The sequence below is a fragment of the Streptomyces sp. RKAG293 genome (genome assembly GCF_023701745.1).
In the GTDB taxonomy this organism is placed as follows: Bacteria; Actinomycetota; Actinomycetes; order Streptomycetales; family Streptomycetaceae; genus Actinacidiphila.
Window position 1 is genome coordinate 4,718,077 of the sequence record NZ_JAJOZB010000001.1, and the last position, 12,669, is coordinate 4,730,745.

The window sequence follows — 12,669 nt, forward strand, 5'->3', positions numbered from 1 at the left end:
GACATAGGAGGCAGTGTGCTGGAGCGACTCGAACGGGAGTTGATGCTTGTCGCCCGGCACCAGGTGATGGCCCGCCGGGACCCGGCCGGCGGGCGGCTGGAGAAGTCCGCCTATCTGCTGCTGACCAGGATCGAAGCGGACGGCGCGATGTCCATCGGACAGCTCGCGGAGGCGTTCGGCCTCGACACCTCGACGGTCAACCGGCAGACGGCGGCGCTGCTGCGGGCCGGGCTGGCGGAGCGCGTCGCGGATCCGGACGGCGGAATGGCGCGGAAGCTGCGGATCACCGGTGCCGGCAAGGACCGGCTGGCGGCCGACCGCGCGGTCCATCTGGAAGGCCTGGGCCGGGTGCTCGCGGACTGGACGCCGCGGGAGATCGGGCAGTTCGAGGACGTACTCACCCGGTTCAACCGCAGCATCGAGGCCCTGGAGGGACGCGAATGGCCCCGCCCGGAATCGGGCGGGGCCGGCGACGCGTAAGGCGTGGCTCGTAAGGCGTGGCGCGTAAGGCGTGGCGCGTAAGGCGTGGCGCGTAACGCGTGGCGCGTAACGCGGGGATGTGGGAGAGGGAGCCGTGGGCCTCAGGCGGCCAGGCGGACGGCGAGCGCCTTGGCCTTGGCGACCGCTTCCTCGTGGGCGCGGGCGCGCGACGCGTCGGCCTGGTCGCGGAGGTCGGCCATCGCCGGGTTCACATGCGCGAGCGTCAGCTCGGGCACGATGAAGTCGACCTCGAGGCCGAGCATGCCGGTGAGCACCTTCTCCAGGTAGTTCGAGGCGAACTCGAAGCTCTCCCGCGGGGTGCCGGAGGCGTACGAACCGCCGCGGGCGGTCACGACCGTGACCGGGGTGCCGGCCACCGTGGACGCCTCGCCGCCGGTGCGGCCGATGATGATCACCTGGTCGAGCCATGCCTTGAGGCTGGAGGGGATCGTGAAGTTGTACATCGGGGTGCCGATCAGCACCGCGTCGGCCTGCTCCAGCTCCCCGGCGAGGGTCTCCCGCAGGGCGTGGGCCGCCCGCTGCTCGGGGGTGTGGTCGGCCGCCGGGACGAAGGCCGCGGTGATGGCGTCGGCGGTCAGATGGGGGAGCGGATCGGCCGCGAGGTCGCGGTAGATCACGGTGCCGTCCGGGTGCTGCGCCTCCCATTCCTTGCGGAAGGTCGCGGCGACCTCGCGGGAGACGGAGCCCTCGTGGAAGGCGGAGGAGTCGATGTGCAGCAAGGTGGGCATGGGAATGCCTCCACTTTCGGAAGACGGTGCGAACGCCGCGACGCGATGGGCGCCTGCGTTCTTTCGTACGTAGCTATTGATAGCACAGTAGCTTACTTTTCTGCAGTAGCAAGTGGGACGGCAGTACGCTGTACCCATGCAACGGGGACAGCAGGCGCAGGCGGAGCTCGGGGCCGAGGTGTGTACGGGCGTCGACATCGCGCTCACGCGCGTCTTCGAACTGCTGGGCAAACGGTGGACCGGGCTGATCGTGGCCGTTCTCACCCAGCGGGCGGCGTACTACGCCGACCTGCGGAGATCCCTCCCCAAGATCAGCGAGCGCATGCTGTCGGACCGGCTGAGCGAGCTGGCCGACGCCGGGCTGGTCGTCCGTGAGGTCGACGAAGGTCCACCGCTGCGCGTGACCTACCGGCTCACCGAGGCCGGCCTCGGTCTCGGCCCGGCCCTGCACGAGCTGGGTCTGTGGGCCGAGACGTACCTGCTGGGCGGCATCGACGCGGCGGGCGACCTGGAAGGGCCGTGCGCGGGCGCGCAATCCAGCCCCTCCCGGCCCCAGCAGAACGAAATCTGCTGAACGCCTGAACGCCTGAACGCCTGAACGCCTGAACGTCTGAACGTCTGAACGTCTGAACGTCTGAACGTCTGAACGCCTGAACGCCTGGACAGCTGAAGGTCTCGGCGGGCCGGCCGGTGCCGGGTGATTTCCGACGGCCGACGGCCGAAGTCCTAGCCCGGTAGCGGCAGTTCGAACCAGACGACCTTGCCGACCGCCTTGCGGCTCGTACCCCAGCGCCGCGACAGATGCGAGACGAGCGCCAGGCCGCGGCCCTCCTCGTCGTCCGCGTCGGCCCGCCGCAGCTGCGGCAGGTTGTGATCGTCGTCGCTGACCTCGACCAGCAGCTTGCCGACGTTCATCAGCCGTAGCTGGACATCGTGCGACGCCACCCGCAGCGCATTGGTGACCAGCTCGCTGACCAGCAGTTCCGTGACGTCCGTGAGCCGGTCGAGACCCCAGATGCCGAGCTGCTGCCGGGTGAGTTCACGGGCGGTGCGGACCTCCGCGTCGTCCATGCGCAGCGTCCACTGGGCGACGTCCTTGGAGGCGATGCCCTCGAACCGGGCGACGAGCAGGGCGACATCGTCCCGCCGGTCCTCGGAGTGCAGCCGGCTGAGGATCTGCGCGCACACGTCCTCCGGAGTCTGCTGCGGCTCGATGACGTTGGCACACAGGGCGGCGAGACCCGCGTCTATCCCCTGGCCGCGGACCTCGACCAGGCCGTCCGTGCACAGCACCAGCCAACTGCCGTCCGGCACCGGGATCTCGACCGTCTCGAACGGCACGCCGCCGACGCCGATCGGCGCTCCCTTGGGGATCTGCAGCAGCTCGCTGACCCCGTCGTGGCGGGCCAGGACGGGCGGGATGTGACCGGCGTTGGCGAGGGTCAGATTGCGGTGGATCGGGTCGTAGACCGCGTAGACGCAGGTGGCGAGGTGCTCGGGGCCCAGCCGGTGCGCGAGGTTGTCGAGGTGCCGCAGCAGCTGCGCCGGCGGCAGGTCGAGGGCGGCCATGGTGATGACGGAGGTACGGAACTGGCCCATGACGGCGGCGCTGATCAGCCCGTGCCCCATCACATCGCCGACGATGAGCGCCACCCGGCCGCCCGGCAGCTGGATCGCGTCGAACCAGTCGCCGCCGACCTGCGCCTGGCGGTCGCCCGGCATGTAGTGGTGCGCGATGCGGACGCCGGGGATCTTGGGCGGACGGGTCGGCATCATGCTGCGCTGCAGCGTCGCGGCGGCCCGGGACTCGAAGCGGTGCAGCCGGGCGTTGTCGAGGTGGACGGCGCCACGGGTGACGATCTCGCCCGCGGTCGCGGCGTCCTTGGCGTCGAACGGGCGCCGGTTCGGCTGGCGCAGGAAGCACATCCGGCCGAGGACCGTGCCGCGCGCGGTGAGCGGGACCACGACCATGGAACGGCCGGGCAGCAGCGGGCCGAGGGCCGGAACGCCCAGGTCGAGCGCGAGGTCCTGGGCGAGCCCCGGTTCGATGACGGGGACGAGGATCGGCTCGTTCAGGCGCGGGGTGATGTCGTCGGTGGAGAGGGTGATCAACTCGCCCTCCGGGACGGCGCTTTCCCAGGCGCCGGACGGCCCGTTCAGGGCGACCGCGACCCGGCGGAGCAGGACGGTGTCGGACGGCCGGTCGTCCTTCGGCGGCTCGGTGTCGGAGAACAGCTGGTCGACGATGAGGATCGCCGCGAAGTCCGCGAAGCGCGGGACGGTCACGGCGCACAACTCGCGTGCGGTGGTGTCGAGATCGAGGGTGCTGCCGACCTTGGTGCCGGTCTCGCGGAGTAACGCGAGCTGCTCGTCCAGCACATGGCCGGGAGCGGGCGTCGCGAAGACCGGTACGGCGGGGACGGGGACGGCGGTGAGGCCGTCGGCGCCGGTGCGCACCCCGGCGGCCCGGCCTCCGGAGGAGTTGCCGGCCGAGTTCCCGGCGGCCGGTGTGACCGTCGCCTGGACGGACGCTCCGGAGCCCGAACGGGGCGCGGGGAGCAGCTCCCGGCGGTTGGTGCGGGCCGGGCGTAACGTTCCGCCGTCCGCCTCGTACTCCCTGGGCAGGACCGGCAGTTCCGTGCTGCCGTCCACCCGCAGGACGGGGTACCCGAGCGGGACGACCTGCCGCATGATCCGTTCGAGGCGGCCGGTGCTCACCCGGGGCAGGACGATGCCGAGCCGGGCGGTCAGCTGCCGGGCGTGCGCCAGGTCGGGGACGGGCGCGAGCTGGGCGGAGACCGAGATGCCCTCGCGGGCCTCGCGCGCCGGCTCCTCCGCGGCGTACGGCAGCAGGCGGTCGCCGAGGGCGATCCGCAGCGAACCGGCGCGCAGCGGCTTGGCGTTGGCGGCGATGACCAGCAGGCTGCGGCCGGCGGGCTCCATGATGCGGTACGTCCACCACAGCACGTCGCGAACGGTGCCGTCCCGGTCGGTGGTGGCCAGCGAACCGGCCCAGGCGGGGTGGGTGAGGTCGTCCAGCAGGTCGAGGGTGTCCTGGCGCGGAGCGCCGGAGGAGGTCAGCAGCCCGGAGGCACGATGGCCGAAAACGCCTTCCCAGCGGTGGCCGAAGAGCTCCTCGGAACCGCGGTTCCAGTAGGAGACGCGGCCGTCGGGGTCCACGCAGATGACGGCGAGCCGCAGGAGCGCGGCCACCCCGGTGGTGGCGAGCGGTGCCGCGCCGGAGCCGTTGCCGGCGGTGGTGCCGCTGCCGTTTCCGGAGGCAGAATCGACGGACACGTCCTTCTCCGTCTTCGCTTCCGCGCCGGCGGCCGGACCCATGGACGGGTCTTCGGACGTATCGGCGGATTGGGAAAGCCGGGTCATCTCGTTCAACGTCGTGCACCTGCGGTTCGGCGCTGAGTAGGGTCCTGGCTCAAGGCAAGCACGAAACTTCGGGCGGGGTCGACCAAATGGCCAGATTGCCCCCAGTGGTGGGGTAAGTGGCATCGGTGCGTCCGCTCGCTGACGGGGAGAGCGCATGAGCGAGTTGAGGGTGCCGCGGACCACGGGGTTCGCGCGCTGGCCGCACGAGGCCACGGCGAGGACCGCGGGCAAGGCGCTGCGGGGCCGGGTGGCCAGGTCGGCACACGATCATCTGCCGGCCGGCGGGGACCGGCCGGGTCCGCTGGGGGCGCTGGAGGCGTCGAATTCCGGCCGGATCGAGGCGCTGATACCGCTGCGCGTCGGACGGATGGCGGCGAGCCCGTTCTCCTTCCTGCGCGGTTCCGCCGGGCTGATGGCGGCTGATCTCGTCGACACCCCGGTGACCGGTGTCGGCGCCCAGATCTGCGGTGACGCGCACGCCGCGAACTTCGGCCTCTACGGCGACGCCCGCGGCCGGCTGGTCATGGACATCAACGACTTCGACGAGACGCTGTTCGGCCCGTGGGAATGGGATGTGAAGCGGCTCGCGGCGTCGCTGGTGCTCGCCGGGCGGGAGGCGGGCGCGTCCGAGGACGTCTGCCGGTCGGCGGCGCACGACGCGGTCGGCGCGTACCGGCGCACCATGCGGCTGCTGGCCAAGCTGCCGGTGCTGGACGCGTGGAACGCCATCGCGCACGAGGAGCTGGTCGCGCACGCGGACGCGCGCGATCTGCTGGGCACCCTGGAACAGGTGTCGGCCAAGGCGCGGAAGAACACCAGCGCGAAGTTCGTCGCGCGGTCGACGGAGCTGCTGGCGGACGGCGGCCGGCGCTTCGTGGACGCGCTGCCCGTGCTGCGGCGGGTGCCGGACGCGGAGGCGGCGGCGGTCGCCGGGGCGCTGGACGGCTATCTGCGGACGGTGTCGGAGGACCGGCTGCCGCTGCTCGCGCGCTACGCGGTGCACGATGTGGCGTTCCGGGTGGTGGGGACCGGGAGCGTGGGGACCAGGTCGTACGTGGTGCTGCTGCTCGATCACCTGGGGGAGCCGCTGGTGCTCCAGGTGAAGGAGGCGCGGGCGTCCGTGCTGCGGCCGTACGTGGCGAAGGCCGGATTCGACACCGCGGCGGCGGATGCCACCGCCACCTTCTCTGCCGCCTCCTCAAACGATGCGCACGATGCGCCCGCCTCGCACGAGGGCCGGCGGGTGGTGCACGGACAGAAGCGGATGCAGGTGGTCAGCGACATCCTGCTGGGGTGGACGTCGGTGGACGGGCTGCCCTACCAGGTGCGCCAGTTCCGGAATCGGAAGGGGAGCGTGGATCCGGCGTCGCTGGAGGCGGGGCTGATCGACGACTACGCGCGCATGACCGGGGCGCTGCTCGCGCGGGCGCACTCGCACAGCGCGGATCCGCGGCTGATCGCCGGGTACTGCGGCAAGAACGAGGAACTGGACACGGCGATCACGTCCTTCGCGGTGGCGTACGCCGACCGCACGGAGGCCGATCACGCGGAGCTGCTCGGCGCGATCAGGACGGGGAAGGTCGCGGCGGAACTCGGAATCTAGACCGCCGGGCTTGGCTCGATTCCGTTCCGGGCCGTTCCGAGCCGTTCCGGGCTGGACCGAGCCGTTCCGAGCCGGTCTGATCCGGTCTTGATCCGGTCTTGATCTGGGCCGAAACGGAATCTTTCGAGGGCGCGGAGGGGGTGTGGGGCCCGGCGGTACGGCTCCGGGGTATGGCCTCGGTGCCGGGCCCCGGGACGGGGGGCCGCCGGAATCCGTACGCTGTGCGGGTGACGAACCCGGAAGCGGAACAGGTGGATCAAGCGGCCTCCCAGCGGTTGGCGAAGGCGGTGCGCGCCGCTGAGCAGGCGCTCATCGAGTTCGAGATCGCGGTGGAGACATTCCGGGTCGAGGTGGACAACTTCTCCCGGCTGCATCACCAGCGGCTCGGCCCGATGTATGCCCGGCTGGACGAGCTGGACGCCCTGATCGCGGAGGCGGTGGCGGCGAACAGCGGCGACCGTGAGGACATCGAGCGGGCCTGGGAGGCCCGCGCCCTCGTCATGCCCATGCCGGGCATAGAGGAGCTCTTCGAGGGGATGCTCGGCCAGGACGGTGTCCGGCCGGTCGAGGACCCCAATCCTCCGCGCCGGGTGCGGCCGGGCAAGGAGGCGCAGCGGCTCTACCGCGAGCTGGCCCGCAAGGCGCACCCCGACCTGGCGCAGGACGAGGCGGAGAAGGAGCGGCGCAGCGTCTTCATCGCCCGGGTCAACGAGGCCTACGCGGACGCCGACGAGGACCGGCTGCGCGAGCTGGGGGCGGAGTGGGAGGCCGGTCCGGTGCTCGAGGAGGAGCTCCCGACCGAGGCGGAGGTGCTCTACGCCCGGCTGGAGTGGCTGGCCGAACGCAAGGAGGCGCTGTCCGTGATCGCCACGGATCTGGACGGCAGCGCGATCGGGCAGATGATGAAGCTGTCCCCCGACGATCCTGACGGGCTGCTCAACGAGATCGCCGAGCAGCTGCTGGAACAGGTCGGGGCGCGGGAGGCACGGCTCGCCGAGCTGGTCCGGCCCGCTGAGGGCTGAGGTAGTTTTCTCAGGTCCGCTGTGTCTGTCGTGTGCGCTGAGCCCGCTGAACCGCGTGCTGACCCAGCGCCGATCCCGTGCTCAGCTCGTGCTGAGCCCGTTGTGCCGAGGAGGCCCTTCCCATGTTCAACTCCCAGCTGCCCGCGGTCGACGCCGCCGGTGTTCCGGCCGAGGGCATCCTGCTGGACGTCCGGGAGAACGACGAGTGGGCGGCCGGGCACGCGCAGCAGGCGCTCCACATCCCCATGGGTGAGGTCGTGAGCCGGATCGCCGAGGTGCCGGACGGCGGCACGGTGCACGTGGTCTGCCGGGTCGGCGGACGGTCGGCGCAGGTCGCCCAGTACCTGATCGCGCAGGGCGTCGACGCGGTGAACGTGGACGGCGGGATGCTCGGCTGGGAAGCGGCCGGGCGGCCGCTGGTGTCGGACGGCGACGGCCCGGCCTTCGTCCTGTAGCGCGCCCAGGACCTTGGCCGGCCCTAGCCGAGGGGGTGGGCGGCGATCAGGTCGCCCAGGACCTCCTCGTGGGCGGCGGCGGGACCGAGCGACAGCTCCAGCTGCTTGGCCCAGGCGTGGTAGCGGTGCAGCGCGTAGTCGGTGTCCGCACCGAAGCCGCCGTGCAGGTGCTGCGCGGTCTGCACGACCCGCCGTACGCCCTCCGACGCCCAGATCTTCGCGACCGCGACATCGCCGGTGAAGGGCAGCGCGCCGGGGGTGTCGATGCTCAGCCGCCAGGCGGCCTGCCAGAGGGTGGCCTCCATCGCCCGCAGGTCGATGTAGCGGTCGGCGGACTGCACCGCGACCGCCTGGAACGTCGCGATGGGGTACCCGAACTGCTCACGCTTACTGGCGTAGGAGCTGGTCATGCCGAGGACCGCCTCGCCGAGGCCCAGCGCCAGGGCGCAGGTGCCGGTGGCGAGCACATTGCGCAGCCACTCCCAGGCGCCGTCCGCGGTGATGACGTCATCGGCCGGGATCCGTACCCCGTCGAACGTGATCTCGGCGAACCGCTCCCCGCTGGTGGAGACCTGCTCGGCGAGCGTGACGCCTTCGTGGAGCCGGGGGACCACCGCGATGACCGGGCGGCCCTCGGTGGTGTGGGCCGGCACCAGGATGTGATCGGCCTGCTGCGCCCACGGGACGGCCGTCTGCACCCCGTCGAGCAGCCACTGCCCCGGCTCCTCGTTCCGGTCGTCCTGCTGGTGCCGGGCCTGAACGGCGAGCTCGGCCCCGTCATGGCCGGTGCGGCCGTTGGCGGCGACGGTGAGGACGCCCCCGCCGCTGCCCGCCGCCGGAAGCAGCCGGCCGCGCAGCGCCGCGGAGCCGTAGGTCTGTACGGCGAGCCCGGCGGCGTAGGTCTCCAGCAGCGGCACCCGGGCGAGCACCTTGCCGGCCTCGCGCAGCACGAGGCACAGCGCCATCAGGTCGAGGCCGGCGCCGCCGTAGGTGTCGGCCAGGGCGAGGCTCAGCAGATCGCCGTCCGCGAGCTTGCGCCACAGGGCGCGGTCGAAGTCCTCGGCGACGGGCCCGTGGGTCAGCGCGGGGCTGGGGACCGAGTCGGGCGCGACTCCCGAGAACACGGCCCGCGCCGCCTCGACCGCCGCCAGTTGCTCCTCGGTGAAGCTGAAGTCCACTGCTAGCCCCTCCCACCGCTACGGTCCCTGACAGTGCGTCAGGTTAGAACACGTTCTAGTGAGAGGGAAGAGCGAGGGGCCACCGTTACGCGTCGAAGTCCAGCTCCACCCGGTCGGTGAGCGGATGCGACTGGCAGGCCAGCACATACCCGGCATCGGTCTCGTCGGGCTCCAGCGCGAAGTTCCGGTCCATCCGCACCTCGCCCGACACCAGCCGGGCCCGGCAGGTCCCGCACACCCCGCCCTTGCAGGCGTACGGGGCGTCCGAGCGGTTGCGCAGCACGGTCTCCAGGACGGATTCGCCGCCCTCGGACGGCCAGCTCCCGCCGCGCCCGTCGAGCGTCGCGGCGACCACGCTGCCGGCCGGGGCCGGGGTCCGGGCGGGGCCGGTCACCGGGCCGTCGTCCACATGGAAGATCTCCTGGTGGATCCGGGACCGGTCCACCCCGAGTCCGCGCAGCGCCTGCTCGGCTCCCCGCACCAGCCCGAAGGGGCCGCACAGGTACCACCCGTCCACCGTCTCCACCGACAGCAGCGCGGGCAGCAGGGCGGTCAGCCGCTCCTGGTCCAGCCGGCCGGACGGCAGCCCGGCCTGCTGGTCCTCACGGGACAGCACGTTCACCAGCTGGAGCCGGTCCGGATAGCGGTCCTTGAGGTCGGCGATCTCCTCCAGGAACATCGTCGAAGCGGCCGTCCGGTCGCTGCGCACCAGGCAGAAGCGGGCCGAGGGCTCCCGTCCGAGGACGGTGGCGATGTGGGAGAGCACCGGCGTGATGCCGCTGCCGCCGACCACCGCCGCGAAGTAGCCGGGGCGCGGATCGAGGATGAACCGGCCCATCGGCGGCATGACGTCCACCTGGTCGCCCACCGCCAGCTCCTTGTGGGCGTACACCGAGAACGCACCGTCCTCGACCAGCCGCACGCCGACCCGCAGGCTCTCCGGCCCCTCGGGGCCGGGAGCCGGGTCGCAGACCGAGTACGTCCGCCGGATCTCGGAGCCGTCCACGAACCGGCGCACCGCGAGGTGCTGGCCTGCCGCGAAGCGGTACGTCTCACGCAGGGGGGCCGGCACGTTGAAGGTCACGGTCACCGAATCGTCCGTGAGCCGCTCGATCCCGGTGACCCGGAGCGGATGGAACATTCACAACTCCTTGAAGTGGTCGAACGGTTCGCGGCAGCTCTCGCAACGGCGCAGGGACTTGCACGCGGTGGAGGAGAACCGGCTCAGCACGGTGGTGTCCACCGAGCCGCAGTGCGGGCAGCGCACCGACAGTTCGAGCGGCACCGGGCCGCCGCTGCCGACCGGGCGGGGCGGCGCTATGCCGTGCTCGGCGAGCTTGCGGCGCCCCTCGGCGCTGATCGCGTCGGTCGACCAGGCCGGCGACAGCACCGTACGGACGGACACCTCGGCCATCCCGTGCTCCCGCAGGACCTGGGTGATGTCGGTGACCATCGTGTCGATGGCCGGGCAGCCGGTGTAGGTCGGTGTCAGCTGGACCTCGACCCGGCCGGGGCCGACCAGCTGCAGACCGCGCAGCACCCCCAGCTCGGCGAGGGAGAGCACCGGCAGCTCCGGGTCCGGGACCGACCCCGCGAGCCGCAGCAGCTCCGCCTCCAGCGCACCGTCCGGCGTACCCGCGGCTATCGCGTCAGCCGGAGCGCCGGGCGCCCCGCCGTCGGTCACCATGCCGCCACCGGTCACCATGTCGCACCCGGGTGGGCCCGGTGCAGGTGCTGCATCTCGGCGAGCATCCGGCCGAACGACTCGGTGTGGATGCCCTGTCTGCCGGCGCCCGCCGACCAGGACGTCACGTCCGGCCCCTCCGGCATCGTCAGCGTGGCCTGCCGGACGACGGCGGAGACCCGCTCCAGCCAGGGCTCGCGCAGCGCGCCGAGGTCGGCGCCCAGCCCCTCCACGGGCTGGAACAGTTCGCCGGTGAACCGCCACAGGGCGTCCAGCCCGCGCTGCATGCGCTCGTGGCTCTCGGCCGTGCCGTCGCCGAGCCGCAGCGTCCACTGCCGGGCGTGGTCATGGTGGTAGGCGACCTCCTTCACCGCCTTCGCGGCCAGCGGCGCCAGCTCGCTGTCGCCCCGGGCCAGCTCCGTGTAGAGCAGCTCCTGGTACGTCGAGAAGTACAGCTGGCGGGCGATGGTGTGGGCGAAGTCGCCGTTCGGCTGCTCGACGAGCTGGACGTTGCGGAAGGCGCGTTCCTCCCGGCCGAAGGCCAGCTCGTCCTCGTCGCCGACGAGGGAGAGCAGCACCCGGGCCTGGCCCAGCAGGTCCAGTGCGATGTTGGCGAGCGCGACGTCCTCCTCGAGGACCGGTGCGTGCCCGGCCCACTCCCCCAGCCGCTGGGCGAGCACCAGGGCGTCGTCTCCGAGAGGCAGCGCCGTGCTGACGAGTACCGGGTTCACAGGTGCCGCACCCCTTCCGGGATCTTGTAGAAGGTCGGGTGCCGGTACGGCTTGTCCCCCGCCGGCTCGAAGAACGAGTCCTTCTCGTCCGGCGACGAGGCGGTGATCTGCGTGGACGGGACCACCCAGATCGACACGCCTTCGGCACGCCGGGTGTAGAGGTCACGTGCGTTGCGCAGCGCCATCTCCGCGTCGGGCGCGTGCAGGCTGCCCGCGTGGCTGTGGCTGAGCCCGCGCCGGCTGCGGACGAAGACCTCCCACAGCGGCCAGTCGTTGGCAGTCATCAGCGCACCTCTCCGTGCTCGGTTCCCTGCTTGGCCGCGTACGCCGTGGCCGCTTCCCTGACCCAGGCGCCCTGCTCATGGGCGGTGCGGCGCTGGGTTATCCGCTGTTCGTTGCACGGCCCGTTGCCGCGCAGCACCTCGTGGAACTCGGTCCAGTCGATGTCCCCGAAGTCATGGGCGCCCCGCTCCTCGTTCCACCGCAGCGCGGGGTCGGGGAGGGTGAGCCCGAGGACCTCGGCCTGCGGGACGCAGATGTCGACGAAGCGCTGCCGCAGCTCGTCGTTGGAGTGCCGCTTGATCTTCCAGGCCATGGACTGCTCGGAGTGCCCGGATTCGGTGTCCGGCGGGCCGAACATCATCAGCGACGGCCACCACCAGCGGTCCACCGCGTCCTGTGCCATGGCGTGCTGCGCTTCGGTGCCGCGGCTGAGAGCCAGCAGCAGCTCGTAGCCCTGCCGCTGGTGGAAGGACTCCTCCTTGCAGATCCGCACCATGGCGCGTGCGTAGGGCCCGTACGAGCAGCGGCACAGCGGCACCTGGTTGGTGATCGCGGCACCGTCCACGAGCCAGCCGACCGCGCCGACATCGGCCCAGGTCAAGGTGGGGTAGTTGAAGATCGACGAGTACCGCTGGCGGCCGGCGTGCAGCTTGTCGAGCAGCTCGTCACGGCCGACGCCGAGGGTTTCCGCGGCGCTGTAGAGATACAGCCCGTGCCCGGCCTCGTCCTGCACCTTGGCCATCAGGATCGCCTTGCGGCGCAGTGAGGGCGCGCGGCTTATCCAGTTCGCCTCGGGCTGCATTCCGATGATTTCGGAGTGTGCGTGCTGCGCCATTTGGCGGATAAGCGTGGCGCGGTACGCGTCGGGCATCCAGTCACGCGGCTCGATCCGCGAGTCTTCGGCAAGTGCCGACTCGAAAGCGGCGAGAAGACCGGCCTGCGGTGCCGCCTCCTCGACCGTGGCTGCCGTGGTCATGTGTGCCCCCTACGTTGTTCCGCTCCGGCTCAACCGACCGACCGATCGTTCGGTTCAATGGTCGGTCGAGCGCCCTGGGGTGTCAAGGCCATCCCAGGGGCTGTGGATAACCCAGTACGGTCACC

13 protein-coding genes are annotated in these 12,669 nt (G+C 71.7%); 5 read left to right on the top strand and 8 right to left on the bottom strand.

Annotated elements, in window-relative coordinates; all coding sequences use genetic code 11:
• Window positions 1-42: 42 nt before the first annotated feature.
• Window positions 43-480, top strand: a complete 438-nt coding sequence (locus tag LNW72_RS20920; protein ID WP_250980240.1) for a MarR family transcriptional regulator — start codon at window positions 43-45, stop codon at window positions 478-480.
• A 101-nt stretch (window positions 481-581) separates the two neighbouring features.
• Here LNW72_RS20920 and LNW72_RS20925 read toward each other — a convergent pair whose 3' ends face one another.
• Entirely contained in the window at window positions 582-1,229 is a 648-nt protein-coding gene (locus LNW72_RS20925) for an NAD(P)H-dependent oxidoreductase (RefSeq protein WP_250976804.1), read from the bottom strand.
• 136 nt (window positions 1,230-1,365) lie between these two features.
• On the opposite strand from LNW72_RS20925, the gene LNW72_RS20930 reads away from it, so the two are divergent.
• Entirely contained in the window at window positions 1,366-1,803 is a 438-nt protein-coding gene (locus tag LNW72_RS20930) for a helix-turn-helix domain-containing protein (RefSeq protein ID WP_250976805.1), read from the top strand.
• Between the two features lie 152 nt (window positions 1,804-1,955).
• Here LNW72_RS20930 and LNW72_RS20935 read toward each other — a convergent pair whose 3' ends face one another.
• On the bottom strand, window positions 1,956-4,526 hold the full coding sequence (locus LNW72_RS20935; protein ID WP_250976806.1) for a SpoIIE family protein phosphatase: 2,571 nt from the start codon (window positions 4,524-4,526) through the stop codon (window positions 1,956-1,958).
• Window positions 4,527-4,767: 241 nt separating this feature from the next.
• Here LNW72_RS20935 and LNW72_RS20940 point away from each other — a divergent pair, with 241 nt between their 5' ends.
• The 3 genes from LNW72_RS20940 to LNW72_RS20950 all read left to right on the top strand — a co-directional run bounded on the left by LNW72_RS20940 (window position 4,768) and on the right by LNW72_RS20950 (window position 7,693).
• Window positions 4,768-6,216, top strand: coding sequence for a DUF2252 domain-containing protein (locus LNW72_RS20940; RefSeq protein WP_250976807.1), 1,449 nt, complete (start codon window positions 4,768-4,770; stop codon window positions 6,214-6,216).
• 170 nt (window positions 6,217-6,386) lie between these two features.
• Window positions 6,387-7,238: a hypothetical protein gene (locus LNW72_RS20945; protein WP_374117298.1), complete on the top strand. Its 852-nt coding sequence runs from the start codon at window positions 6,387-6,389 to the stop codon at window positions 7,236-7,238.
• 122 nt (window positions 7,239-7,360) lie between these two features.
• On the top strand, window positions 7,361-7,693 hold the full coding sequence (locus LNW72_RS20950; RefSeq protein WP_250976808.1) for a rhodanese-like domain-containing protein: 333 nt from the start codon (window positions 7,361-7,363) through the stop codon (window positions 7,691-7,693).
• A gap of 23 nt (window positions 7,694-7,716) precedes the next feature.
• On the opposite strand, the gene LNW72_RS20955 is transcribed toward LNW72_RS20950, so the two are convergent.
• The 6 genes from LNW72_RS20955 to paaA form a co-directional block, all read right to left on the bottom strand.
• A complete protein-coding gene (locus LNW72_RS20955) occupies window positions 7,717-8,871 on the bottom strand; it encodes an acyl-CoA dehydrogenase family protein (RefSeq protein ID WP_250976809.1) in 1,155 nt (384 codons plus the stop codon).
• An 85-nt stretch (window positions 8,872-8,956) separates the two neighbouring features.
• Window positions 8,957-10,012: a 2Fe-2S iron-sulfur cluster-binding protein gene (locus LNW72_RS20960; RefSeq protein ID WP_250976810.1), complete on the bottom strand. Its 1,056-nt coding sequence runs from the start codon at window positions 10,010-10,012 to the stop codon at window positions 8,957-8,959.
• On the bottom strand, window positions 10,013-10,558 hold the full coding sequence (gene paaD, locus LNW72_RS20965; RefSeq protein WP_250980241.1) for a 1,2-phenylacetyl-CoA epoxidase subunit PaaD: 546 nt from the start codon (window positions 10,556-10,558) through the stop codon (window positions 10,013-10,015).
• Window positions 10,559-10,569: 11 nt separating this feature from the next.
• On the bottom strand, window positions 10,570-11,286 hold the full coding sequence (paaC, locus tag LNW72_RS20970; protein WP_250976811.1) for a 1,2-phenylacetyl-CoA epoxidase subunit PaaC: 717 nt from the start codon (window positions 11,284-11,286) through the stop codon (window positions 10,570-10,572).
• The gene (gene paaB, locus LNW72_RS20975; protein ID WP_374117299.1) at window positions 11,283-11,570 is read right to left on the bottom strand and encodes a 1,2-phenylacetyl-CoA epoxidase subunit PaaB; all 288 of its coding nucleotides are present in this window, start codon (window positions 11,568-11,570) and stop codon (window positions 11,283-11,285) included. The genes paaC and paaB overlap by 4 nt, the downstream gene beginning before the upstream one ends.
• Complete coding sequence (paaA, locus tag LNW72_RS20980; protein WP_250976812.1) at window positions 11,570-12,544, bottom strand: 1,2-phenylacetyl-CoA epoxidase subunit PaaA; 975 nt, start codon at window positions 12,542-12,544, stop codon at window positions 11,570-11,572. Before paaA ends, paaB begins: the two co-directional genes overlap by 1 nt.
• Between the last annotated feature and the right edge of the window lie 125 nt (window positions 12,545-12,669).